General features: G+C 58.6%; 33 protein-coding genes. 22 read left to right on the top strand and 11 right to left on the bottom strand.

Translation table 11 applies throughout. From position 1 onward, the window contains the following. Nucleotides 1-7: 7 nt before the first annotated feature. From acpS to pyrE, 5 genes are read right to left on the bottom strand one after another with little or no spacing between them, the layout of a single operon-like run. Complete coding sequence (gene acpS / locus AC0V6V_RS13175; RefSeq protein WP_486136970.1) at nt 8-418, bottom strand: holo-ACP synthase; 411 nt, start codon at nt 416-418, stop codon at nt 8-10. Beyond that, on the bottom strand, nt 415-732 hold the full coding sequence (locus tag AC0V6V_RS13180; protein ID WP_486165802.1) for a hypothetical protein: 318 nt from the start codon (nt 730-732) through the stop codon (nt 415-417). Before AC0V6V_RS13180 ends, acpS begins: the two co-directional genes overlap by 4 nt. A gap of 9 nt (nt 733-741) precedes the next feature. Further along, nucleotides 742-1,038, bottom strand: a complete 297-nt coding sequence (locus tag AC0V6V_RS13185; protein WP_486165803.1) for a pyridoxal phosphate biosynthetic protein — start codon at nt 1,036-1,038, stop codon at nt 742-744. Between the two features lies 1 nt (nt 1,039). After that, nucleotides 1,040-1,780: a pyridoxine 5'-phosphate synthase gene (locus AC0V6V_RS13190; protein ID WP_486165804.1), complete on the bottom strand. Its 741-nt coding sequence runs from the start codon at nt 1,778-1,780 to the stop codon at nt 1,040-1,042. Nucleotides 1,781-1,790: 10 nt separating this feature from the next. After that, on the bottom strand, nt 1,791-2,372 hold the full coding sequence (pyrE, locus tag AC0V6V_RS13195; protein WP_472644692.1) for an orotate phosphoribosyltransferase: 582 nt from the start codon (nt 2,370-2,372) through the stop codon (nt 1,791-1,793). A gap of 211 nt (nt 2,373-2,583) precedes the next feature. Between pyrE and coxB the strand changes: the two genes are divergently transcribed. The 17 genes from coxB (at nt 2,584) to AC0V6V_RS13280 (ending at nt 14,899) form a co-directional block, all read left to right on the top strand. Then, a complete protein-coding gene (gene coxB, locus AC0V6V_RS13200; protein WP_486165805.1) occupies nt 2,584-3,567 on the top strand; it encodes a cytochrome c oxidase subunit II in 984 nt (327 codons plus the stop codon). Nucleotides 3,568-3,612: 45 nt separating this feature from the next. Continuing rightward, nucleotides 3,613-5,331, top strand: coding sequence for a cytochrome c oxidase subunit I (gene ctaD, locus AC0V6V_RS13205; RefSeq protein WP_486165806.1), 1,719 nt, complete (start codon nt 3,613-3,615; stop codon nt 5,329-5,331). A 186-nt stretch (nt 5,332-5,517) separates the two neighbouring features. Next, nucleotides 5,518-6,447, top strand: a complete 930-nt coding sequence (locus AC0V6V_RS13210; RefSeq protein WP_486166101.1) for a heme o synthase — start codon at nt 5,518-5,520, stop codon at nt 6,445-6,447. After that, nucleotides 6,444-6,578 carry a hypothetical protein gene (locus AC0V6V_RS13215; RefSeq protein WP_472639265.1) on the top strand — a complete coding sequence of 45 codons (135 nt, stop codon included), beginning with the start codon at nt 6,444-6,446 and terminating at the stop codon, nt 6,576-6,578. Before AC0V6V_RS13210 ends, AC0V6V_RS13215 begins: the two co-directional genes overlap by 4 nt. Further along, nucleotides 6,575-7,189 (top strand): cytochrome c oxidase assembly protein, encoded by a 615-nt coding sequence (locus AC0V6V_RS13220; RefSeq protein ID WP_486165807.1) that lies wholly within the window; start codon nt 6,575-6,577, stop codon nt 7,187-7,189. The genes AC0V6V_RS13215 and AC0V6V_RS13220 overlap by 4 nt, the downstream gene beginning before the upstream one ends. A 37-nt stretch (nt 7,190-7,226) precedes the next feature. Next, nucleotides 7,227-8,111 (top strand): cytochrome c oxidase subunit 3, encoded by an 885-nt coding sequence (locus tag AC0V6V_RS13225; RefSeq protein ID WP_486165808.1) that lies wholly within the window; start codon nt 7,227-7,229, stop codon nt 8,109-8,111. Continuing rightward, nucleotides 8,111-8,524, top strand: a complete 414-nt coding sequence (locus AC0V6V_RS13230) for a DUF983 domain-containing protein (RefSeq protein WP_486165809.1) — start codon at nt 8,111-8,113, stop codon at nt 8,522-8,524. Before AC0V6V_RS13225 ends, AC0V6V_RS13230 begins: the two co-directional genes overlap by 1 nt. Then, entirely contained in the window at nt 8,521-9,135 is a 615-nt protein-coding gene (locus AC0V6V_RS13235) for an SURF1 family protein (protein ID WP_486165810.1), read from the top strand. The genes AC0V6V_RS13230 and AC0V6V_RS13235 overlap by 4 nt, the downstream gene beginning before the upstream one ends. A 61-nt stretch (nt 9,136-9,196) precedes the next feature. Further along, complete coding sequence (thrC, locus tag AC0V6V_RS13240; RefSeq protein WP_486166102.1) at nt 9,197-10,594, top strand: threonine synthase; 1,398 nt, start codon at nt 9,197-9,199, stop codon at nt 10,592-10,594. Beyond that, nucleotides 10,594-11,481, top strand: coding sequence for an RsmD family RNA methyltransferase (locus tag AC0V6V_RS13245; RefSeq protein ID WP_486165811.1), 888 nt, complete (start codon nt 10,594-10,596; stop codon nt 11,479-11,481). Before thrC ends, AC0V6V_RS13245 begins: the two co-directional genes overlap by 1 nt. After that, entirely contained in the window at nt 11,478-11,900 is a 423-nt protein-coding gene (locus tag AC0V6V_RS13250; protein ID WP_486165812.1) for a SecDF P1 head subdomain-containing protein, read from the top strand. The genes AC0V6V_RS13245 and AC0V6V_RS13250 overlap by 4 nt, the downstream gene beginning before the upstream one ends. Continuing rightward, nucleotides 11,897-12,289 carry a dihydroneopterin aldolase gene (locus AC0V6V_RS13255; protein WP_486166367.1) on the top strand — a complete coding sequence of 131 codons (393 nt, stop codon included), beginning with the start codon at nt 11,897-11,899 and terminating at the stop codon, nt 12,287-12,289. Before AC0V6V_RS13250 ends, AC0V6V_RS13255 begins: the two co-directional genes overlap by 4 nt. After that, complete coding sequence (locus AC0V6V_RS13260) at nt 12,286-12,618, top strand: Rossmann fold domain-containing protein (RefSeq protein ID WP_486166368.1); 333 nt, start codon at nt 12,286-12,288, stop codon at nt 12,616-12,618. Before AC0V6V_RS13255 ends, AC0V6V_RS13260 begins: the two co-directional genes overlap by 4 nt. Then, on the top strand, nt 12,611-13,666 hold the full coding sequence (gene moaA / locus AC0V6V_RS13265; RefSeq protein ID WP_486165814.1) for a GTP 3',8-cyclase MoaA: 1,056 nt from the start codon (nt 12,611-12,613) through the stop codon (nt 13,664-13,666). The genes AC0V6V_RS13260 and moaA overlap by 8 nt, the downstream gene beginning before the upstream one ends. 2 nt (nt 13,667-13,668) lie before the next feature. Further along, the gene (locus tag AC0V6V_RS13270) at nt 13,669-13,911 is read left to right on the top strand and encodes a MoaD/ThiS family protein (protein ID WP_486165815.1); all 243 of its coding nucleotides are present in this window, start codon (nt 13,669-13,671) and stop codon (nt 13,909-13,911) included. A gap of 6 nt (nt 13,912-13,917) precedes the next feature. Then, nucleotides 13,918-14,364 (top strand): molybdenum cofactor biosynthesis protein MoaE, encoded by a 447-nt coding sequence (locus AC0V6V_RS13275; RefSeq protein ID WP_486165816.1) that lies wholly within the window; start codon nt 13,918-13,920, stop codon nt 14,362-14,364. Nucleotides 14,365-14,455: 91 nt separating this feature from the next. Continuing rightward, nucleotides 14,456-14,899 carry a hypothetical protein gene (locus tag AC0V6V_RS13280; protein WP_486165817.1) on the top strand — a complete coding sequence of 148 codons (444 nt, stop codon included), beginning with the start codon at nt 14,456-14,458 and terminating at the stop codon, nt 14,897-14,899. Here the strand turns inward: AC0V6V_RS13280 and AC0V6V_RS13285 are convergent. Further along, nucleotides 14,896-15,594 (bottom strand): Crp/Fnr family transcriptional regulator, encoded by a 699-nt coding sequence (locus AC0V6V_RS13285; RefSeq protein WP_486165818.1) that lies wholly within the window; start codon nt 15,592-15,594, stop codon nt 14,896-14,898. The genes AC0V6V_RS13280 and AC0V6V_RS13285 overlap by 4 nt on opposite strands. Continuing rightward, nucleotides 15,591-16,205, bottom strand: a complete 615-nt coding sequence (locus AC0V6V_RS13290; protein WP_486166369.1) for a hypothetical protein — start codon at nt 16,203-16,205, stop codon at nt 15,591-15,593. Before AC0V6V_RS13290 ends, AC0V6V_RS13285 begins: the two co-directional genes overlap by 4 nt. A 149-nt stretch (nt 16,206-16,354) precedes the next feature. On the opposite strand from AC0V6V_RS13290, the gene rplU reads away from it, so the two are divergent. The 3 genes from rplU (at nt 16,355) to AC0V6V_RS13305 (ending at nt 17,936) form a co-directional block, all read left to right on the top strand. Beyond that, entirely contained in the window at nt 16,355-16,885 is a 531-nt protein-coding gene (gene rplU, locus AC0V6V_RS13295; protein ID WP_486165820.1) for a 50S ribosomal protein L21, read from the top strand. A gap of 12 nt (nt 16,886-16,897) precedes the next feature. Further along, complete coding sequence (rpmA, locus tag AC0V6V_RS13300; RefSeq protein WP_472639251.1) at nt 16,898-17,167, top strand: 50S ribosomal protein L27; 270 nt, start codon at nt 16,898-16,900, stop codon at nt 17,165-17,167. Between the two features lie 220 nt (nt 17,168-17,387). Beyond that, complete coding sequence (locus tag AC0V6V_RS13305) at nt 17,388-17,936, top strand: GNAT family N-acetyltransferase (protein ID WP_486165821.1); 549 nt, start codon at nt 17,388-17,390, stop codon at nt 17,934-17,936. 99 nt (nt 17,937-18,035) lie between these two features. Here AC0V6V_RS13305 and AC0V6V_RS13310 read toward each other — a convergent pair whose 3' ends face one another. Next, nucleotides 18,036-18,956 (bottom strand): metal-dependent hydrolase, encoded by a 921-nt coding sequence (locus AC0V6V_RS13310; protein WP_486165822.1) that lies wholly within the window; start codon nt 18,954-18,956, stop codon nt 18,036-18,038. 30 nt (nt 18,957-18,986) lie between these two features. On the opposite strand from AC0V6V_RS13310, the gene AC0V6V_RS13315 reads away from it, so the two are divergent. Then, a complete protein-coding gene (locus AC0V6V_RS13315; RefSeq protein WP_486136944.1) occupies nt 18,987-19,577 on the top strand; it encodes a TetR/AcrR family transcriptional regulator in 591 nt (196 codons plus the stop codon). Nucleotide 19,578: 1 nt separating this feature from the next. On the opposite strand, the gene ygfZ is transcribed toward AC0V6V_RS13315, so the two are convergent. Then, entirely contained in the window at nt 19,579-20,310 is a 732-nt protein-coding gene (ygfZ, locus tag AC0V6V_RS13320; protein ID WP_486165823.1) for a CAF17-like 4Fe-4S cluster assembly/insertion protein YgfZ, read from the bottom strand. Next, nucleotides 20,307-21,224 carry an ATP-grasp domain-containing protein gene (locus tag AC0V6V_RS13325; protein ID WP_486166370.1) on the bottom strand — a complete coding sequence of 306 codons (918 nt, stop codon included), beginning with the start codon at nt 21,222-21,224 and terminating at the stop codon, nt 20,307-20,309. Before AC0V6V_RS13325 ends, ygfZ begins: the two co-directional genes overlap by 4 nt. A gap of 69 nt (nt 21,225-21,293) precedes the next feature. On the opposite strand from AC0V6V_RS13325, the gene pyrC reads away from it, so the two are divergent. Further along, nucleotides 21,294-22,334 (top strand): dihydroorotase, encoded by a 1,041-nt coding sequence (gene pyrC, locus AC0V6V_RS13330; protein WP_486165825.1) that lies wholly within the window; start codon nt 21,294-21,296, stop codon nt 22,332-22,334. A gap of 6 nt (nt 22,335-22,340) precedes the next feature. Here the strand turns inward: pyrC and rarD are convergent, their stop codons facing one another. After that, complete coding sequence (gene rarD, locus AC0V6V_RS13335; RefSeq protein WP_486165826.1) at nt 22,341-23,252, bottom strand: EamA family transporter RarD; 912 nt, start codon at nt 23,250-23,252, stop codon at nt 22,341-22,343. Nucleotides 23,253-23,334 lie beyond the last annotated feature (82 nt).

A 23,334-nucleotide genomic window follows, 5' to 3' on the forward strand; every position in this document is an offset into this window, starting at 1 on the left:
ATGCTCGTTAGGTCTGGGGGATGGGCAGCGCTTCGATAATGACGAAGGCCTGCGCCCATGGATGATCGTCGGTTAGGGTCAGATGAACATGCGCCTCATGGCCTTCCGGGACCATTTCCGCAAGACGCTTCGCCGCGCCGCCCGTCAGCGCGAGTGTCGGCGCGCCAGAGGGCGCGTTGACCACGCCGATGTCTTTCATAAAGACGCCGCGCCGAAATCCGGTGCCGACCGCTTTGCTAAAAGCTTCTTTCGCTGCGAATCGCTTCGCATAGGTGCCAGCGATGGTGAAGGGACGGCGCTGAGCCTTGGCGCGCTCTTTCTCGGTGAAGACGCGGTTTTCGAACCGCTGGCCAAAGCGGTCGAGCGAGTTTTGGATCCGCTCAATATTGCAGAGGTCCGATCCGGTGCCGATGATCATATGGCCACTCCGCTGAAAAATCCGATTGCGCCGAGAGCCAAGAGGAAGCTCACGCCCCAAAGCAGAGTCGCCTCCCGGACTTTATCCTTGTTCCACAAGACAACGGTCGCGACCAGCAGAGCGACGTTGATCAGAAATGGGCTAAGGACCATCAGGGTATCAAGCAGTGGGATCGGATCGCCGCGGTGAACCTCTGAGCCGAAAGCCATGCCGATCAGTGCAATAAAGCCGGTTCCGAGCAGGCAAAGCGCATACCAGCAAACCATGATGGCAAGCATCCAACCCGGCTTTTTCTGCTCAGCGCTGTTATCCATGCGTCATTCTCACCCGCCCAAAGCCCGCGTCATTACCATCACCAGCAGGCCCAAAGCCGCCGCGTGCAGCATTACCTGGGTCTTGAATAAGGGGTGGGTAAAATCGCCATTCCCGCGTTTCAGTGAACCAACATAGCCGAAAATCTGTAAGGCCACCCAGCCAATTGCGAAGGCGACCAGCACGCCATTCGACAAAGCATATCCTAGAAAACCGATGCTGAGAATGAACAGGCCCGCTGCGCCAAAGGCCCAGCGTTTTTGTTCAGCGGTTAGATCGGGGAGGTCTGGGCGGTCGGCGTCGCTCACACTAGCGCGCCTCGTCCATCAATTCACGCATCCGCCGGATCGCTGGCTCTAGGCCGGTGAACACCGCTTCTCCAATCAGATAGTGCCCGATGTTAAGCTCTGCGATTTGCGGAATGGCCGCAATCGGCTGGACATTCTCAAAGGTCAGCCCGTGTCCCGCATGCGGCTCAATCCCGTTTTTCGCGGCCAAAGCGGCCATGTCGGAAATGCGCTTCAGCTCCGCTTCGATTTTCTCGTTGTCCCCGTCAAGAAAGGCGTGAGCATATTCGCCAGTGTGAAACTCGACAACGGGCACGTCGAGACGCAAAGACGCGTCCAGTTGGCGGTCTGTTGCCTCAATGAACAGCGAAACGCGGATGCCCGCTGCCTTCAGCTCCTCAACAATTGGTGCGAGAGTGTTGTGCAATCCGGCAGCATCGAGGCCGCCTTCTGTCGTGCGTTCCTCGCGCTTTTCCGGGACGATGCAGGCCGCATGCGGTTTGTGCCGCAGCGCAATTTCGAGCATTTCCTGTGTCGCAGCCATCTCAAGATTGAGCGGCAGCTCAGTCGCGGTCTGGATTCGGGCCAAATCCTCATCACGGATATGACGGCGATCTTCGCGCAAATGGGCGGTGATCCCATCGCCGCCCACGCTGGCGACGATTTCCGCCGCGCGCACAGGATCGGGATGGTCGCCGCCGCGCGCATTGCGGATGGTGGCGACGTGATCGATGTTAACGCCCAGTCTGAGCTTCGCGGTCATATATGGATGCCTATTCCTTGCGGCTACCCGGCTTCGTCACCGCGATAGCGGCAAGTTCTGCGGGCACTTCATCATCGGAATATGTGGGGAAATTGATCGCAATCAATGGGTAGAAGGGCACACCTAGGTCCACCTCTCCCCCAGAACGATCGATCAAAGAACATTCTGCGATAACCTCACCGCCTTCGCGCGCAACGGCGGCAATCGCCTCGCGGCTGGACAGGCCGGTGGTCACCACGTCTTCCACCATCAGCACTTTGGCGCCCGGTTCCAATGCGAATCCCCGGCGGAAGTGAAATTCACCATCCGGACGCTCCAGAAACAGCGCGTCTTTTTCCATGCACCGACCAACTTCATGGCCGATAATAATGCCGCCCATGGCCGGTGAAACCACAGTATCCACAGCCGCGCGCACCTCTCTTGGGATGTTTGCGCACACCGCGCGGGCCAGCCGACCAGCGCGTTCTGGGTTCATCAGGACCCGGGCGCATTGCAGATAGTGCGCGCTATGGCGGCCCGAGGAGAGCTTGAAATGCCCCTCCAGCAAAGCGCCAGAACCACGAAACTCGGCGAGAACTTCTTCTTCAGTCATGCGTAAAAACACTACCTTTTTTGCAAACTTGCGCCCCAAACATGGTGGCTTGCATAATTTTCTCCCTAGAAGCGCTTGAGGCAGTGAGCAAGCGCAGCTAAGAGGCACCCAACGTTGGCAGGAGTGTCAGCGCAAAAGCTGTCGGCGGTGTCTGGTCAAAGGGCGCTTCTTGTTAGGGCAGCATGGGATAAGTAGCGGATAGATTAGACACATGAAACTGGGTCATATTTTCGACCGTGCGTCGCTTGCGATGGTTGCTTTGTTTGCAGCCCTTTCGATTGCACTGATGCCTCAAATGGCGGTTGCGCAAGAAGCCGATGCTGGCGAAGTTGCTGAGGCAGAAGCCCCGGCGGTTGATGCCAATGCGGCTTACACGCCGATGGCGCCAACCGAAGGTAAGGGCATGCCGACGTCGTATGAAGACGACGCGTGGAAGAGCCTGACCTTCCAGGATCAGTATTCCGCCGACGGTAAGTACGCACTGTGGATGCATGATGTGATCTTGATGCCGGTCATCACGATTATCAGCCTGTTCGTGCTTGCGCTGCTGCTTTGGGTGGTGGTCCGCTATCGCAAGGCGGCCAACCCTGTCCCATCAAAAACGACTCACAACACCGCCATCGAAGTGATCTGGACGATTGTTCCGGTGATCATTCTGGTGGTGATCGCAGTTCCTTCAATCTCGCTGCTGGCGCGGCAATATGAAACGCCGCCGGAAAATGCCGTGACGATCAAGGCGACCGGATACCAGTGGTATTGGGGGTATAACTATCCAGACTACGGCGAGTTTGAGGTCATCTCAAACATGCTGACAGAAGAGCAAGCCGAAGAAAGTGGTGAGCCGTTTCAGCTGGCCGTTGATAACCGTATGGTTGTGCCCGCCGGCGTTCCGCTGCGCGTGCAAACAACCGCTGCTGACGTGATCCACGCTTTTGCCGTGCCGTCGCTGTGGTTTAAAATGGATGCGGTCCCTGGTCGCCTCAACGAAAAACTGCTCACAATTGAAGAGCCTGGCGTGTATTATGGTCAGTGTTCAGAGCTGTGCGGTGCGCGTCACGCTTATATGCCAATCACGGTAGAGGCGCTGCCGATGGAGCAGTTTGAGGCGTGGATCCGCAGCAAGGGCGGCGAAGTGCCTGGTGATGTTGTGGCAGAGGCTCCGGCCGAAGCTGCTGCTGAAGACACCGCGTCGTAAGACGTAAGAATTTAACGAATTAAACAGTCCGAGAGAATTTGAACCATGGCAACCACCGCTGAAGGTTTCGACATTCACACCGATGATCACGCACATGATGCAGATCACAAGCCAAGCTTTTTCAAGCGTTGGTTTATGTCGACCAACCACAAGGATATCGGCACGCTCTATCTGATCTTTGCGATTATCGCAGGGATCGTGGGCGGCGCCATTTCTGGCGTCATGCGGATGGAGCTGGCAGCGCCAGGCATCCAGTATCTTGGCGATGCGGTGGCATTCATGGGCGGCGAGCCGTCTGAGAATGCGAACCTGCATATGTGGAACGTGTTTATTACCGCTCATGGTCTGATCATGGTCTTCTTCATGGTCATGCCAGCGATGATCGGCGGTTTTGGTAACTGGTTTGTGCCGCTGATGATTGGTGCGCCGGATATGGCGTTCCCGCGGATGAACAATATCTCGTTCTGGCTTACGGTTGCTGGCTTCCTCAGCCTCGTCTTCTCGCTGTTTGTGCCGGGCGGAACCGGGCAGGGCGCAGGCGTTGGCTGGACGGTCTATGCGCCGCTCTCGACCACGGGCTCTCCGGGGCCAGCGGTCGACTTTGCGATCTTCTCGTTGCACTTAGCGGGCGCAGGCTCGATCCTTGGTGCGACAAACTTCATCACCACCATCTTCAACATGCGTGCGCCGGGTATGACCCTGCACAAAATGCCGCTGTTCGTATGGTCGGTTCTGGTCACGGCGTTCCTTCTACTGCTCGCGCTTCCAGTGCTGGCTGCAGCGATCACCATGCTGCTGACCGACCGTAACTTTGGCACAACCTTCTTTGATCCAGCGGGCGGCGGGGACCCTGTTCTCTATCAGCACCTGTTCTGGTTCTTCGGCCACCCAGAGGTTTATATCATGATCCTGCCGGGCTTCGGCATGATCTCTCAGATTGTTGCCACCTTCAGCCGCAAGCCTGTGTTTGGTTATCTCGGCATGGCCTACGCCATGGTTGCAATCGGCGTCGTCGGCTTCATCGTGTGGGCGCACCACATGTATACGGTCGGCCTCGACGTAAACACGAAGATGTACTTCACCGCGGCCACGATGGTGATCGCAGTGCCGACCGGCGTGAAGATCTTCAGCTGGATTGCCACTATGTGGGGCGGCAGCTTGGAGTTCAAATCACCAATGGTTTGGGCGATGGGCTTCATCTTCCTGTTCACCGTTGGCGGTGTGACCGGCGTCGTGCTCGCCAATGGCGGTATTGATGATAACCTGCACGACACTTATTACGTGGTTGCTCACTTCCACTACGTGCTGTCGATGGGTGCGGTGTTCTCGCTCTTCGCGGGCTTCTACTACTGGTTCCCGAAGATGAGCGGCCGGATGCATTCCGAACTGCTTTCGCACCTGCACTTCTGGGGCTTCTTCATCGGTGTGAACGTGATCTTTTTCCCGCAGCACTTCCTGGGGATGCAGGGCATGCCGCGCCGCTATCCTGACTATGTGGAAGCGTTCACCTATTGGAACCAAGTTTCCACCGTGGGCTACATGATTATGGCGGCGTCCATGCTGCTGTTCTTCATCAACCTTGCCTATGCCTTCACGGCAGGTCGCAAGGTTGGCAACAACCCATGGGGTGAAGGCGCAACAACGCTCGAATGGACGCTGTCTAGCCCGCCACCATTCCACCAGTTTGAAACGCTGCCAGTGATTGAGGATCATCACGATTATCACGATCACATGCCGCGCGAAGACAAGCCGGCAACTGCCTAAAGGCTGGCCATTTGGCGGCGCGCTGATTTTCTGAGCGCGCTGCTGAAACAACAAGGAAATGGAAAGAGGCGCGCCGTGAGGGTGCGCTTCTTTCAAAATTAAGAGAGCCGTGAACAGCGATCTGGTTTTGATATGAGTGCAAGCGCAAACAGCTCTGTGGGTACAGGTGTCGACGAGGCTGAGGCCATGTCTGCTGCCGCGCGTCCCATGCCGACTGATTGGCGTGATTTCTTCGCGCTGACCAAACCGCGCGTGCTCACTTTGGTTATCTTCACCGGCATCTGCGGCCTTCTCGCTGCGCCTGGCACGATCCACCCTGTATTGGGCTTCACCGCCATCCTCGCGATTGCGATGGGGGCGGGCGGGTCCGCTGCGATCAACCATTGGTGGGAAGCAGATATTGATGCTGGGATGAAGCGCACAGCCAATCGTCCTTTGCCAAGCGGCCGGATGCGGCGCGATGATGCGCGCGACTTCGGGATTTTCTTGTCGCTCGTTGCAATCGGCCTGATGGGCGTTGCGATTGGCTGGCTGGCGGCGGCAATCCTTGCCGTGGCGGTCGTCTATTACGCCGTGATCTACACCATGTGGCTAAAGCCGCGCACGCCGCAAAACATCGTTATTGGCGGCGGCGCTGGCGCGTTTCCGCCGATGATTGGTTGGGTCGCGGTGACCGGTGAGATCACCATGATGCCGGTGCTGCTATTCGCGATCATCTTCTTCTGGACGCCGCCGCACTTCTGGGCGCTCGCGCTGTTTATGAAGTCTGACTACGCTAAGGTGGGCATTCCAATGCTGCCGGTGGTGGCTGGCGAGCAGGCGACCCGCCGTCAAATCCTTATCTACACCATCGTGCTGACCCCAATCGTGATTGCGCCATGGCTTATCGGCGGGACCGATGCGATTTACGGCGTCACCTCGGTTGTGCTTTCTGCGATATTTTTTGCCTATGCTTGGAAAGTCGGCACGCGCACCAAGAGCGAGAATGATGACATGGTGCCGGAAAAGCGCCTGTTTAAATTCAGCATCCTCTATCTCTTCGTGCTGTTCGGCGCTCTGGTGGTAGACCGGGTCGCGGCCTATCAAGGCTTCACTGGTTTGGGGTGGTTCGTATGACCCCCGACGAAGAAGCCGAAACCAAGCGCCGCCAGAAGGCCCGCAATTGGGTCGTCGGCGGCACTCTGCTGTTTTTTGTCGTTCTGTTTTACGCGATTACGATCGCCCGTATTGGAGGACAGGCTGGATGAGCACAGCCGCAAACCCATCGGTAGAACGCGAGAACGTTCGCGTTGGGATCTTCGCCTTCGCGGGCGCGCTGGCCATGCTCGGCCTTGGCTATGCGGCGGTTCCACTGTATGATCTGTTTTGCCGGGTGACTGGCTTTGGCGGCACGACGCAAGTCGCGACCTTTGCGGAGGCTGACAAAGCGGCAGCGCTCGCCAGCACGCGGACTATGTCGATCCGTTTCGATGGCTCAACCGCGCGCGATGTTCCTTGGGAATTCCGCCCATCGCAGGCGACCGACGAGGTTCAGATCGGCGTGCGCGACATGGCGACCTATGTCGCGAAGAACAACAGCCGCGTGCCGATCACCGGCACTGCGACGTTCAACGTAGAGCCCTCGCAGGCGGGCAAATACTTCCACAAAATTCAGTGCTTCTGCTTCACTCAGCAAACTCTGCAGCCGGGTGAAGAGGTCCACATGCCTGTGCTCTATTATGTCGATCCAGCTATGCTCGAAGATGAGTTTATGGCTGATGTTGAGCAGATCACCTTGAGCTACACTTTCCACCGCGCGAGCGACCCTATAAAAACGGCGGCGAGCGGTTCACTAGACCAAGCGAGCGAAGACTCGTAAACGTACAAATCTAGCATTTTAAGACGGGATTTTTTCCATGGCTGGCAACGTCAACCACGATTATCACATTCTGGAACCGGATATTTGGCCATTCATCGGCTCGATGTCTGCGCTCATGTTCACGTCAGGCATGATCCTGTGGCTCAACCCTGATGTGTTTGGGGAATCAGGCTGGGTCGTAATGGGCCTTGGTCTTGCGGGTCTGCTCGCGACGTTCTTCATGTGGTTCAAGAATGTCGTTGTTGAGGCGGAGCGCGGCGATCACACGCCTGTGGTTCAGTTGCACATGCGCTACGGAATGATCTTGTTCATCGCCTCTGAGGTGATGTTCTTTGTCGGTTGGTTCTGGAGCTTCTTTGACTTCGCACTCTTCCCAGAGCCGCTCGTCGTCACCGCGGCAGGCACTGCGGAGCAGATGACCGAGAACCTCTTCCTCACTGACACTTCAGCTTCTGGCGCATCGCTCGTGCCAGCGGGCATGGAAGTGCTCGATGCCTTTTCGCTCCCGCTGCTGAACACGCTGATCCTGCTGTGCTCCGGCACCACGGTGACCTGGGCGCACCACTCGCTGATCCACGGCGACCGTGAAGGGCTGAAGCAAGGCCTGTGGGCTACCATCGCGCTCGGCGTGCTGTTCAGCGCGATCCAAGCCTATGAGTACTCAATCGCGCCGTTCAACTTTGGCCAGAACACCTACAGCTCCGCCTTCTACATGGCGACCGGCTTCCACGGGTTCCACGTTCTGATCGGTACGATCTTCCTCGGCGTGTGTCTCTACCGGACATACATCGGCCACTTCACCTCACGCCAGCACTTCGGTTTTGAAGCAGCGGCTTGGTACTGGCACTTTGTCGACGTCGTGTGGCTGTTCCTGTTCATCGCCATCTACATCTGGGGCGGTTGGGGCGCACCGGTCCACTGATGCAATCAGGCAAAAATCTGCCGAAAGAAAAGGGGCAGCGCGGCACGCCAGTTACCTGGCGCCGCGCTGCCCTTTTCGGTTTGTGCCCAAGGTGCAGCGAGAAGACTTTGTTTGAAACACCGGCACAATTCGCCATGCGGTGCACATCATGCGATTTGCACTTTGCGGAGCTGGAGCGCGGCGGGCGTATAGCCGGGTTCATCACTATGGTGATCGCGGTGGTCTTGATCATGATTGCGGTTGGGATCGAAAGCGCCTTTCGGCCGCCATTGCTGCTTCAGTTTGCTGTGTGGGCGCCGCTGACCGTAATTGTTGTGATCGGCACATTGCGGGTGTTGAAGGTGCTGCCTGCGCTGGAAGTTTATGAAGAGCGCTATGACGCAGATGGTACGCGAAAGGATGCGGAAACATGAAACTTCGTGATCTTCCCATCATTCCGACCGTTCTCGTGATCGCTGCCGCTGCGACCATGGTTGCGCTGGGTTTCTGGCAATTAGGCCGGATGGACGAGAAAGCTGACCTGATCGCGCGCTATGAAGCCGCACTCGCGACGAGCGATCCGATTGCCTTTCCCGCGAACCCCGATGGCGCCGAAGATGGCGCTTATGATCCAGACACTTTGTTCCGGGTCGCGGCGTTCGATTGCCCAGAGGTGACCGAGGCGACCTCTATTTCGGGGAAGAGCGAGCGCGGGCAAAGCGGATATGCCCATATCGCGACCTGCAGCACGGAATTCGGCCCGACTGAGGTGAAGCTCGGATATTCGCGCAATCCCAACACTCCGGAATGGGGCGGCGGCGCTGTCACTGGGCGGATCGCACCCGGCGGCCGGTTTGGTGCGAGGCTTCAATTGGATGAGCCGGTCGCTGGGCTAGAGCCGCTTGCAAAGCCTGATCCCAAGGACTTGCCCAACAATCATCTCGCCTATGCTGGCCAGTGGTTCTTCTTCGCGCTCACCGCGTTGGTGATCTATTGGTTCGCCGTCAAAGGCCGGATCGCGGGGCGGGGCAGAAAACAAAGCTAGGCCCGCGCACAGATCGGCTTTCTTGCCACTGCTCGCTGACGCCGCTAACCGCGTGAACACCATGCAATATGTATCGACCAGAGGCAGCGCACCCGCGCTCGATTTCGAAGGCGTCACTTTGGCGGGGCTCGCCAAGGATGGCGGGCTGTACCTGCCCACCGAATGGCCACGTTTTAGCGAAGCAGAGATCGCCGCAATGGCCGGTCTGTCTTATCCAGAACTCGCCACGCGCGTGATGATGCCGTTCGTCGGTGATAGCCTTACCGAGGACGAGCTGCGCGGTTTGTGCGAGCAGGCCTATGGCCGCTTTGCCCATGACGCGGTGACGCCGCTGGTCCAGCTCGACCAGCAGCAATGGCTGCTCGAACTATTCCATGGTCCAACGCTGGCGTTCAAAGATGTCGCGCTGCAATTGCTCGGCCTGTTGTTTGAAACCTTCCTTGGCCGCTCTGGCAAGCGGCTGACCATTGTTGGCGCGACCAGCGGTGATACCGGATCGGCCGCGATTGATGCGGTTGCCGGGCGCGAGGGCGTTGAAATTTTTATGCTCCATCCAAAAGGCCGGGTCAGCGAAGTGCAGCGCCGCCAGATGACGACGGTGCGCGCGCCGAACGTCCACAACATCGCGATTGAGGGCAGCTTTGACGACGCTCAGGCGATGGTGAAGCGCATGTTCGTGGACGAGGCGCTAACCAGCCGGATGCAGATTGGTGCGGTCAACTCGATCAACTGGGCGCGGCTGATGGCTCAGGTCGTGTATTATTTCGCCGCCGGGCTTCAGCTGGGCGCGCCGCAAAGGGCCGCCGCCTACAGCGTGCCGACCGGTAATTTTGGCGATGTGTTTGCGGGCTATGTCGCGCACAAGATGGGGCTGCCGATCACGCAGCTGATCGTTGCCACCAATGTGAACGATATTCTTCACCGCGCCCTGACCAGCGGCGATTATTCAGCCGGTACAGTCACGCCAACAGCCACCCCGTCGATGGACATTCAGGTCAGCTCCAACTTTGAGCGCTTGCTGTTTGATTGCGGCGGGCGCGATGGTGCGGCCTTGGCCGAGCAAATGCGCGGGTTTGAAAACGCGCGCGCGATGCAACTGACCAATGCTCAGCAAGAGGGTGCAAGCGGCCTGTTCGTGAGCGCGCGGACCGATGGCGACGAAATGGCGCAGGCGCTGCGCTGGGCACATGAGCATGCCGGGCAAGTGCTGGACCCGCACACCGCGATTGGCCTGCATGCCGCGCGGATAAGCGATCTTGATCCGTCGGTGCCGATTGTCACCCTGGCGACAGCCCATCCGGCGAAATTCAGCGATGCGGTCGAGCGCGCCACGGGTATGCGGCCCTCGCTGCCCGCGCGCGTCGGCGACCTATTTGCGCGCGAGGAACATTACACTGAGCTTCCCGGCGATTATGAGGCGGTGCGCGATTTCGTTTCAGAGACTGCTGCGACCGACTGATGGCGCAGCTGGCCCGTGATCCGCTGGTAATGGAATGTGCCGGGTGGGACGCTTACCGCCTGCTCGACAGCGGGGATGGGCGCAAATTTGAGGCGTTCGGCCCGCATTCCTTCATTCGTCCAGAACCGCAGGCCATGTGGCGCCCGCGGATGGATGAATGGGATGCCGACGGCGAATTTGTGCCCGGATCGGACGAGGATGGCGGTGGCCGCTGGAGTTTCGCCCGCGAAGTGCCAGAGGATGGCTGGGAGCTTGGTTGGAATGAAGCGCGCTTTACCGCCCGCCCGACCCCGTTTCGCCATCTGCAGTTCTTCCCTGACATGGCCCCTGTATGGGATTGGATGCGCAGCATGCTAGGCGAGCAGACAGAGGCGGAGACGCTCAATCTGTTTGGCTACACCGGGGTTGGAAGTCTCGCTCTCAGCCAGCATGGCCGGGTGACGCATGTCGATGCCTCGAAGAAATCGGTTGCTCAGGCGCGCGAGAACTCTGCACTATCCGGAATGGAAGAGCGGCCAATCCGGTGGCTTGTCGATGATGCGGCGAAATTTGCCGCGCGCGAGGTTCGCCGCGAGAAGCGCTATGACGGGATCATCCTAGACCCGCCTAAATTTGGACGCGGCCCCAAAAGCGAGACCTGGCGCTTGGAAGAGGACCTTCCCGGCCTGATCACTGACTGTGCCAAACTGCTCGATGACAAAAGCCGCTTCCTGTTCCTAACGGTCTATGCTGTTCGGATGAGCAGCCTCGCGATTGCAGGCCTGCTCGAAGAGGCGATGCGCGATCTGCCCGGAACTATTGAATTCGGCGATTTGGCCGTGCGGGAAGAGGGCGACAATCCGCGCCTGCTGCCGACGGCTATCTTTGCACGCTGGAGCAATCCATGATCCTGCCTCTTGTAGCGTTTCTCTTGCTCGATGAGCCGGATATGTCGGTGACCGATTCTGCGCCGCTCATATTCAGCATAGCTGATCCCGAAACGGGCAAGTCGCTGGCCGAGATCGAGTTTTGCACCGATAGTGTGGAGCGTGTTGCGATCGATTTTCCCGATCAAGCGTGGCAGCCTGCCGTTAACTTCACTCTGGCTGATGCGGCGGCGCAAAAATTCGGCGAGATGACTGCGCGCTATGTTGGATTTGAAGCCTTATTGGTTATTGATGGCCGGGTCATTTCCAATCCAAGGATTAACGAGCCAATCACCGGTGGTATGATGCAGGTCACCGGCGGCGATACAATTGCCGACGCCGAACAAATTGTGCAGGCCGCCCGCGGACGTTGCACTCTCCCGAAAGCCAAAGACAAATGAACGATTCGCTGATCCTGGAAGTCGCCGATCTGGAGACGGATGTCCTCACCGGCATCTACTCCGAAGAGACAGGCAAGCCGCAGCCGCTGCGCATCACCATCCATGCCCGCTATGATGTCGCTGATCATTACGATGCCGATACGCCGCTAGAGGCGAGCAAGAACTATATGGATTTGAAACATGCGGCGGGTGAAGGCCTGCCCGCAGGCGTGCATTTTAAACTGATCGAGGCGGTTGCTGATCATATCTGCGAGGCCCTGTTTGTTCAGGACATGCGCGTTCAGGCCGTCACGGTCAAAATCGTGAAGCTCGCCATTGCAGAAGCGAACGAGAAGATTGGCATCACCTTGCACCGCGAACGCGACGCTTGGGAAAGCCGCAAGGCATGAGCTATCCGGGCATTCAGGCGGTTCAGCATATCGCAGAGCTGCCTGACAGCGCCTTAGATGCGAGCGCTTATGTCCTGAATGACCAATTGGGCGCGGTTCGCGCGGTCCTGAGCGAAGAGGGCGTGAGCGCATTGGCGATTGTTTTGCCGGCCGCCAGTCCAGACCATTCCGATTGGCGATTGACATTGGCGCGGGATTTGGCCCGCGAATTCGCGCCTCAGAGGGTGAATGTGGTTGCGCGCGGCGGCGAAGCGGCCACGCAGGCGTTGCTCACCTATTTAGAGGGTGCGCCCGGCGTCACAGGGCACTACCTTGAGGCGCATGACTGAGATTTCCGCTTCGAACCGCGCGCGGGCACGCGATATTTTGACGCTCGGTTCGCCTGCGCCTCTGGTCGACGCATTTCAACGACGGATCACCTACCTGCGCCTGTCTGTGACGGATCGCTGCGATCTGCGCTGTTCCTATTGCATGCCGGAGCAGATGAAATTCCTGCCGCGCCGCGAAGTACTGACGCTGGAAGAGCTGTATCAGCTGAGCATCGGTTTTATCGAGCGTGGCGTGACGAAGCTCAGGATTACGGGCGGCGAGCCATTGGTGCGGCGCGATATCATTGACTTGTTTAGCGCACTGGGACAGCGGATTGGCAGCGGACTGGAAGAGCTGACCCTGACGACCAATGCGACGCAGCTGGCGCGTCATGCAGAGGGGCTGGCGAAGGCCGGGGTCAAAAGGGTCAATATCTCGCTCGACACTTTGGACCGTGCTCGCTTTGCTGAGCTGACACGGCGCGATGCCTTGCCTCAGGTGCTGGAGGGGATTGCCGCAGCAAAAGACGCCGGTCTGAAGGTCAAGCTGAATGCGGTTGCGCTGAAGGGCGTGAATGAGGGCGAGTTGCCTGATCTTATCGCGTGGGCGCACGGCGAGGGCCATGACGTGACGCTGATCGAGGTGATGCCGCTAGGCGATGTCGAGGAAGATCGGATCGATCATTATCTGCCGCTGACGGATGTTCGTGCAGAATTGGAGCGGCGCTGGACGCTGACCGACAACAGCCAATCCACCGGCGGGCCTGCGCGTTACGTCGATATCGCGGAAACGGGCGGCAGGCTCGGCCTGATCACCCCGCTTACCAACAATTTTTGCGCTGGGTGCAATCGCCTACGCGTGACCGCCACTGGCCAGCTTTATCCCTGCCTTGGCGGCGGTGAACGGGTCGACCTGCGCGCCGCTCTGCGGTCGGATGATCCGGAATCAAACCTCGAACTTGCGCTGAGCGAGGCGATGGCGATCAAGCCGGAAAAACATGACTTCCGGATTGATACGCGCGGGGCAGAACCGCATCTGGCCCGCCATATGTCGATGACCGGAGGCTGAGCATGACTGTGCGAATTGTATTCCTAGGGCCCTTGCGTGATCTGGCCGGCGAAGACAGCCGCGAAGTGCGTGCACCGCTCGATTGGACGGGTTTGCTGAGCGCAGTCGGGCCGCAAGTTGCCGAGCAATTGAACGAGCAGCGAGTCAATGTCGCCTGCGCGGGAAAAGTGCTGAGCGACAAAACCACGCTGAATGCGCATGACGGTGATGAAGTTGCGCTGCTGCCGCCTGTTTCAGGCGGGTAGGGCGCGGTGAAAGACGTCCGTCTCCTTACATCACCATTCATTCCCGGTACGCTGATTGGGCCATTCACCAATGCACACCCTGGCCTCGGCGGTGTCTGCACCTTCGTTGGCGAAGTGCGGGGCGAGGCGGATGTAGAGCTGCTGGAACTGTCGCATTACGAACCGCTCACATTGCCGAGCATGGAAGAGCTGGCTGAGCAGGCCATAGAGCGATTCGATCTGATGGGCATTCTGATGGTGCACCGTGTCGGCGCGATGCATCCCGGCGAACCAATCGTTTGCGTATCGGCAGCGGCAAAGCACCGGCGCGGGGCGATCGATGCGGTCGATTTTGCGATGGACCATTTGAAAAGCGCCGCCTGGTTTTGGAAACGCGAGAAGCGAAACGGCGAATGGCATTGGATTGAGCCGCGCGCGGATGATTACGCTGATCTCGCGCGCTGGGCTGACTAAGTTTCGCTGAAAAAAGTTTCGCAGTTTGATCTGGATCAAAGTCGCGTGCGGGCCGCTGGGCTAATCCCCTTCTCAAGGAAGGAGAATACCCATGAGCAAACATATTCAAGAACAACTCGAGGCTGGCAAAGCGGCCATTGTTGAGGGACCTAAGCAAGAGCGGTCAGCGGTCCGCCACCAAGTTGAGGTTGATCGCAGCTTTGAGCTGCCCGTCAGCCTGCATATTGCGACTGTGGCCTGTTATCTGGCCTTCATCGCAATCACTTTTGCTGCGTTCAGCACACCGGGACTGGTCATCCCGATGGCCATCTTCACTGTCTTTATCTTTGGCATGTTTGGCGTGCCCGCGATTTGGACCCGGCTCTCGCCGGACAATCCTTCAAAACCAATGGATATGGGCAAATTTGCCCGCGAAGGGATTATGACCAACACAGGCCGTCTCGCCCCGCGCGACGCCGCCATTCAAGTTCTAATTCTGCCGGTTCTCATCGTGCTTTGGGGCCTCGCGGCGGTGACCATAGCTGCGCTGGTTTAACCCACCTTCCTTGCGGAGAAGGCCTGCAGGTGCGCGGGGTCGACGAGTTCGATCCCGCGTTTGCCTGTGCGGCGGATGGCTCCGCCCTTTTCAAGCTCGCTGAGTTTGCGGCTGACGGTTTCGATCGTCAGTCCCAGCATATTGGCGATTTCTCCGCGGGTCAGCGGCAGTTCGAACTGGTCTGCCGAATGGCAAGGCGATTGGCTGGCGGCCTGCGCAAAGTCATGCAGCAGACACGCAAGCCGGGCCTCCGCGCTGGCATGAGCGGTCAACTCCAGCAAACTGCGGGTGGAGTGCAGATCTTCCTGTGACCGGCGCAGCAGCGCCTTTGCGAGAGCGGGATACTCATCAATCGCGCGGTTGATATCGACCTTGGCAAAAGTGCACAGCTTGCTCTCGGTCAGTGCGATCACATCGTGATGGGCAAAGGGAGAGAATAGCTCTCCAATAAAGCCTGATGGATGGACCAGCGCGAGGATCTGCTCATTGCCGTCCCTATCAACGGCGGACACTTTGAGCGCGCCCGAAATTAGCGTCGCGCAGGCCACATCTTCATCACCAGCAGCGAACAGCATTTCCCCGCGTTTGAGCACCCGCGTGCGTCCTGCAGCGGCTAGGGCATCGCGTTCTTCTTCGCTCAAGACAGAGCAGGCTGCGCTATCCCTGACCGGGCAGGACGCGCAGGCGAGGTTCATTGCGAGGCAAGCCTGCTGAGTTCGTCAAGAATTCTGTCCTGAGCATCCACTTGCGCCGCTACACGCCCGCGCAGCTCAGCGATTTCCTGGTTCACGGTAAATTCGCTGGAGGTCTGGGCATAGATCAGATCAATGTCCGCTAGCACAATGGCCGAGGTGCTGCGTTTGGCCGTGAGGTCTGCCAGAGCAACTTGAGCCGCTGACCATTGGTTGCTTGATTGCGAGGTGCCTCTTGCAGCCCTCACAGAGCTTTCAGCGGAAGGCAAAGCGGATTGAAACGCTGCGTATGCCGCATCGGCCCGCGCTTCGATCGCGGGCAGACCTGCCATGATGGCAGGGGCCGCCACTGGTGCAGGCTCTACGCTGGGCGCTGGCTCAAAGCTGCCAGCGAATTGCTCTGCATCGCGCACCGCGAGCGAGGGATATTTGTCCCCGCTGCCCGCGCAAGCGGACAAAGTCGCAGCAAACACTGCGGCGATCCCAAATAGTTGAGCGCGTTCTTTCACCTTGGCAACTCTCGTCATTTTCGCGTCATATCCCAGCATTGCGCGGGTTTTACCACGCATTTGGGTTTGTGCCAGCGCCAGTCTGGCAAAAAACAAGTCTGTCATTACCGGTTCTTGCGTTGACTTGGCGGCATCGATCCCTTAACGGCGTGCCTCTTTCCAGCGCTGCAAAATTGCGGCGCGGTATTTTGCGTCTTGTCTGTGTGTGTATTCGCATGGGTTAAGACACAGCTTTAGATCGAGAGTAACAAGCCATGTTCGCAGTAGTGCGCACGGGCGGCAAGCAATATCGGGTTGCCGCCGGAGACAAGATTGCCGTTGAGAAGCTCGCTGGTGAAGCCGGCGACACCGTTACGCTGGGCGATGTCCTGCTAGCGGGTGAAGGCGAGACAATCGCTGACGCGTCGAAGGTCACCGTTTCAGCGGAGATCATCGCACAAGCCAAGAGTGAGAAGGTCGTCGTTTTCAAAAAGCGTCGCCGTCACAACTATCGCCGCAAGGCGGGCCATCGTCAGCAAATGACGTTGCTGCGCATCACGGACGTGGGCGCGGGCGCTGCGAAGAAGGCACCGGCTAAGAAGGCTGCTGCTCCAAAGGCAGATGCTAAGCCAGCGGCTGAAAAGAAAGCGGCTCCTGCGAAGAAGCCAGCAGCTGAGAAGAAGGCTCCGGTCAAGAAAGCAGCCGCGCCAAAGAAGGCCGCAGCTGACAAGAAGCCAGCCGCGAAAAAAGCTCCTGCGAAAAAGGCACCGGCTAAGAAAGCCGCGCCTAAAGCTGACAAGAAGTAAGGAACACACACCATGGCACATAAAAAAGCAGGTGGTTCATCCCGTAACGGTCGCGACTCAGCGGGTCGCCGCCTTGGCGTGAAAAAGTACGGCGGCCAGGACGTGGTTGGCGGCAACATTATCGTGCGTCAGCGCGGTACGAAGTTCTATCCGGGCACCAATGTCGGCATGGGCAAGGATCACACCCTGTTCGCGACCGAAAATGGCGTTGTGCGATTCCACAAGGGTAAACTTGGCCGCAAATACGTGTCTGTCGACATGCTAGCGGAAGCAGCTGAATAACCGGACGGTTCAAAAACAGGATCGTCCCACGGGGCGGTCCCAGCCGATGACACAATCGGCGATGTAGAGGGAGAAGGGCCACCCCAGTTTGGGGGAGCCATCTCCCTCTTCTCGTTTCTCCCTCACAAACACGCAGGATACGAATTCTGCGGCCACGAAACTGTCATGTGCGGCCCATAATGGAGCGGCGCAGGGCAGGACGGATTGAGAGGAGAATCTCATGTTCCATCGCAGCCAAAGATTGCTGCTGAGACCGATCTGGCCAGAGGATTGGCAAGGTGTCTTTGCCGGCATCGCCGATGAGGGCGTCGTGCGCAATTTGGCGCGCGCTCCCTGGCCCTATCAGGAAAAGGACGCGCGTGAATTTGCGCAGCTTCCGATCAATCCGCTCTATCCGCGTTTCCTGATTACTCGCGCCCGCGACGCGGTGGTGGTTGGTTGCATTGGGATTGACGCGATGGATGCCGATACGCCGGAGCAAGCCGTTGAGCTTGGCTATTGGATCGCGCGGCCGTTCTGGGGGCAAGGTATCGCCACCGAAGCGGGTTGCTCCATGCTCGAAGTCGCGTCCTCTTTGGGCCATAAGTCGTTGGTGGCCTCACACTTTCTCGACAATCCAGCCTCGGGTGCGGTTTTGCGCAAGATCGGCTTTCAGCCCACCGGCCAAGTGTCGACGCGGCATTCGTGCGGACGCGGCGAAGCGGCAAAAGTGGCGGAATATGCACTGGAGCTGGAGGAAGAGCCGTCGGTGATTAGCGAGGCGGCTTAAACGCTAAGCGACGCAATCGAACAAACAAAACCCCGGCGCCCATTACAGGTGCCGGGGTTTTTGTATTCGGAAGGCGCGCGGCTGTAGGCCTTAGCCGGTTTACTCCGCGGGCATTACCGCGTCAGAATAGGGGCTTTCCCATTTCTGGATCAGCTCGCGGTCATCGTGATCCCACGGGTGGAAACTGGGCTTCAGGATAGCCGCCCATTCGATGAACATGCGCCGCATCATGCCGGGCTTCCACCACAGGAACGCATAGAGCTTCCATTTGGCTTGCCGCTTTGTGTAGCCGTCTTGTTCAAGCAGGCCGATCGCATCACGGATGCGGTTGCCGAAATATTTCTTGGTGATGAGAGCAGCGATCAGTGCACGGGTCTTATACCGCTTCCAAGCGCTCCAATCCTTCGTCACATGCTCCCAAACATCGTAGACGAGGCCCTTGTGCTCAATCTCTTCGGTCGCATGCCAGCGCCAAACCTCTGCCGCCACCGGATCGGCGCCTTCCAGGTACTCTGGATATTGCAGCAGGTGCCGGCTGATGATCGCGGCGAAATGCTCCAGCGCGATTGTGATCGCTAGGTTGAATTCTTTCGGACGGCCCGCGGTCAGCTCAAGCATGGCCTGAATGCCCTGATCGATGCTTTCCACGTTATAACCGTGATCGGAAACCAGCCGGTTGAATGCGACATGTTCGCGCGTGTGATTGATTTCCTGCGTGGAAAACGCCTTCACCTCGCGCGCCAGTTTCTCCGGAATCTCGTCACGGAACAGGCGCAGGGTGTCGATAAAGAAAGCCTCGCCGCGCGGCAGGCTGGCCGAAACCGAATTGTACCAAGCGGTCGCAACCGGATCGCCGGAATGCCAATGGCGCGGAACCATCGCCTTGCGATCGAACCGCTCATTGCGGATAATCAGCTCATGCTCTGCTGGTGTGGCGCTGGCGCGGGCAATGCCGACGTCTTCAGCAGGCTTGTCGAGCGGCTCAGCGCGCTCTAGGTCAATTTTTGAATGTTCGGTCATAATTTAAGAAACTATTAGGGCTTTCCCTTAATGACAAGTCGCAAGCGCTTAACGCCTGAAGAGTCGCGTAGTTCCGCATTAGAAGCGGCGCGCGGCTTACTTATTGAAACAGGGCCACAATCCGTCACTTTAAAGGCGGTTGCCGCACGTATTGGTCGCACGCACGCAAATCTACTGCACCATTTTGGGTCAGCGTCTGGCCTGCAAAAAGCGCTGGCGGAGCATCTGGCGCGCACCGTTTGTGAGACAATTATTGAGGCAGTGCGCGCGAGTCGGGCGGGGCTGGGGTCTGCGCGTGAGGTTGTAGATCTGGCCTTTGACGCGTTTGATCGCGAAGGTGCAGGCGCGCTCACCAGCTGGATGCTACTAACGGGCAACGAAGACGCGTTGCATCCGATTATTGAGACAATTCATGAGCTTGTCGATGAAATCGCGCCTGAGGAGGCCGACCATCAGTGCAATGACATGCGGGTGCACCGCGATACGCTCAGCTTGGTATTGCTGGCGCTTGGCGATGCGCTGATCGGCGGGGCCTTAGCGAAATCGCTCGGACTGCCGCGTGATGCCGCGCGCGTACGGGCGCAAGACATGCTTGAGGCCTCGCTCGCCGAATATCAGTAGGTTATTCGCTGAGCGCGCCGCGCTGCCAATCGGGTAGCGCGGCCGCATTCAAATCCGCGACCCGCAGGTGATCGATGGCGAAACCAAGCTCAGCATGGGCCGCCTTGCGGCGCTTTTCTTGAGACTGATCAAGCGGCACCACGACCAGCCGCCTGTTAACCTTTTGCCGCCAATTCATCCGGGCGGTGTTTTCCTGCCCGATGTAGCACCCCTTCTCAAAACTCACTCCGTTCAGCTCGACGGCGTTCGTTTCTAGCCACAGAATATCGGCCATTTCTTCGCGGCCTTCGGGCACACCACAGGACAGACGATGGACGAGATAGGCGGTGTCTGTAGGCTCGTCGTTGCCACCCGCGGGGGCCAGCCAGCGCTGACCAAGGTCGGGAAGGCGCGGATCGGGCACGCCTTCATCACCCGTGGCGCTCCAATGCACGGCTAGGCTTTCGTCGCGGGCAATGTCGATCTTGCGGCGCAGGCGGTAGAGGCTGAGGCGTTTGCCGAGTTCAGCGGCAGCCTCCGCCTCGCAATCGAGCAGCAGCGCGCCGTTTTCACCGGGCCAGACAAAAAAGTCGAACATGGTTTTGCCCTGCGCCGACAGCAAAGCGGCATAGACCGGCAGATCGCCGCTCACATCATTTGTCACCAAGCCTTGCAGAAACTCGGCAATGTCCTCTCCCGCCTCGGTTGGGACGAGGCGAACAATCGCGCGGTCGTTAAGGCGGGTTGCGGTCATGATTTAGGGACTTTCTCAGCGAGCCGATTGGCGATGGCAGAAGCAATGCGCGGGCCCAGTTCGGGCCCTTGCACCGGGTAGAGATAGGGTTCGATCATCTCCGCTTCCATAAGCAAGAGCTGCCCGTTCTCGCCGCGAACCATATCGATGCGGGCATAAAGTGGGATGTCAAAGGGCAGGGCGGCGATGATTCTCTGCGCCTGAACCGCTTCTTCATCGCTCGGGATGTGGTCGCTTTCCGTCCCGCCATAGAGCGACTGGATCCGGTATTCACCCTCAGCCGCATTCTTGCGCAGAGCGTGGCTCAACGCGCCCTGGATGAAGATGAAGGAGAACTCGCCCTCGCTCTGAATGGCGGGCAGGAATGGCTGAAGCATAGCCTTATGGCCGAAACGCCAATTCTCATCGGGCATGTGATCGCGGGCGAACATCATCTGGCCTTCTGCGCCCGCGCCGATCTGCCGCTTTACGACGAGCTTCTCACATTCGAAGCTGTCCATTGCCGCCATGACGTCATCCGCGCTCACGTCGTCCAGCCAGATGGTGGGGATGGTCGCCGCGCCTTTGTCTGCGAGCTCTCGCAGATAGGTTTTGCGCGCATTCCAGCGCACGATCTCTGCTGAATTGCACAGCTGGATGCCGCGCGCCTCAAGGGCATCGAGTTTCGCGATGAACTCCTGCGGCTTGTCCTGATAATTCCAGCTGGAGCCGAGCAGAGCGAGCGATATTCCGTCGAATTCGGCAAGGTCCGCTTCCCAATCCACTATGCGCAATGCCAGCCCATGATCGGCGAGTGCCTTGGAAAACGCATCGGTCATCAGATCGGATTCGTAGGCATCGCCCCGGCGCTCTCCGCTGCCTGGTATAGTAGTCTCGCACGCCAGGAATGCGATTGTGGGTGTGGAAGGTGTCATGCCGCGGCCCTAGTTGAGCGAAAGCGGGGTGGAAAGAGGCTGAATGCGGCGCTAGGTCACAAAGCCAATATGACCGATCAAACAATCACAATTCGCCGCCCGGATGACTGGCATCTGCATTTTCGCGATGGCGAGATTATGGAGCAGGTCGTGCCCTACACCGCGCGCCAATTTGGCCGTGCGATTGTGATGCCAAACCTTTCGCCGCCGGTAACAGATACGGCGAGCGGCGCGGCCTATCGGGACCGGATCTTGGCTGCGGTGCCGGAGGGCGTAGACTTCACGCCGCTGATGACCTGCTATCTCACCAATGGCACCGATCCAGCGGACCTCGCGCGCGGCGCGGCAGAGGGCGTATTCACCGCCGCAAAGCTGTATCCCGCCAATGCCACGACCAATTCCGCCCACGGGGTTAGCGATGTGGCGAAAATCTATCCTGTGTTGGAGGCGATGGAGGCATCGGACATCGTCCTATGTGTCCACGGCGAGGTAACCGAAAGTCATATCGACGTGTTCGACCGCGAGGCGGAATTCATCGAGCGTCACATGCGCAGCATCGTGCGCGACTTTCCAAACTTGCGGGTTGTGTTTGAGCATATCACCACCTCTGATGCAGTGGATTTTGTGCTGGGCGAGGGCGATCAGGTCGCCGCAACGATTACGCCGCAGCACCTTCATATCAATCGCAATGCGATGCTGGTCGGCGGTATGCAGCCGCACAATTACTGCCTGCCGGTGGCAAAGCGCGAGGCGCATCGGCTGGCTCTGCGCAAGGCTGCAACCTCAGGCTCGCCTAAGTTTTTCCTAGGCACCGACAGCGCGCCGCATTTGCGCAGCGCAAAGGAAAGCTCCTGCGGATGCGCAGGCATTTTCAACGCGCCATTCGCGCTGGAGAGCTATCTTGCCGTGTTTGAGGAAGAGGGCGCGCTGGAGCACTTCGAAGCCTTCGCCTCACTCAATGGTCCGCGCTTTTACAAGCTGCCTGTTAGTGATGCGACCATGACATTGCGGCGCGCGCCTGTGATCGTTCCAGACTCAATCGAAATGGCAGGCGAGGAAATCGTGCCCTTCCATGCGGGCGAGACGCTGAACTGGCGGATTGCCGATTAGAACTGGCTAGACGGCCTGCGGCGCAGCGGCGCGGCGGGTGCGGGCGATCAGATCACCAACAAAGATCGCAATCGCAATCCAGATCAGAATGAAACTGCCCAATTGAACCGGTTGCAGCTCCTGCTCGAACACGGTCAGCCCAAGGATAAAGACAATCGTCGGCGCGAGATATTGGATAAATCCAAGCGTTGAATAGGGCATCCGCCGCGCGGCAATCGCGAACAACAACAGCGGAACGGCGGTAACCACCCCTCCGCCCATAATCGCGAGGCTGAGATAAAAGTCTTGCCCAAAGGCGGAGCCGGCTGGGCTCGCGGCGTACCAGATGACGATGGCGAAGGCTGGTACAAACAGGATCGCCGATTCGATGGTGAGGCCGGGCAGGGCGGTGACCGCCACCTGCTTGCGAACCATGCCGTAAAAGGCAAAACTCATCGCTAGGCTCAGGCTGATCCACAAGGTTGTGATGGCCCCGGCCAGCAACAATGCGACCGCGCTTCCCGCTATCGCCACAGCGAGCCATTGCCACCGGGTCAGGCGCTCCCCCAAAAACAGAGTGCCTAGCAGCACATTAAGCAGTGGATTGAGGTAATAGCCAAGACTGGCGGCGTAGACGTGCTCTTCCTGGATGGCCCAAATGTAAACCAGCCAGTTGATCGCAATCAGAGCCGCGCTCAAGAACAGCAAGCCCACCGCCTTTGCGCTGCTGAGAGCGGCTTTGATGGCGGGAAACTGGCCGCGCATGCCGACAATGATCAGGCATAGCGGCACCGTCCAGATGATCCGCCAGCCGACAAATTCAAATGCCGGAACGCTGGCGACCAGCAATAGGTATAACGGCAGAAAACCCCACATTAGATAGGCGCCAAGTGCAGCGGGCAGGCCGGATGGCGCCGGTTTTGGATCGGGAGCGTTCATAGCTGGCTCGCCCCTAGGCCGCGCACTGGAGCCGTGCAAGCAATGCAAGCCGGATAAGTGTTTGCATCATTTTACAACGCGC

Source organism: Erythrobacter sp. S249, from assembly GCF_057364975.1.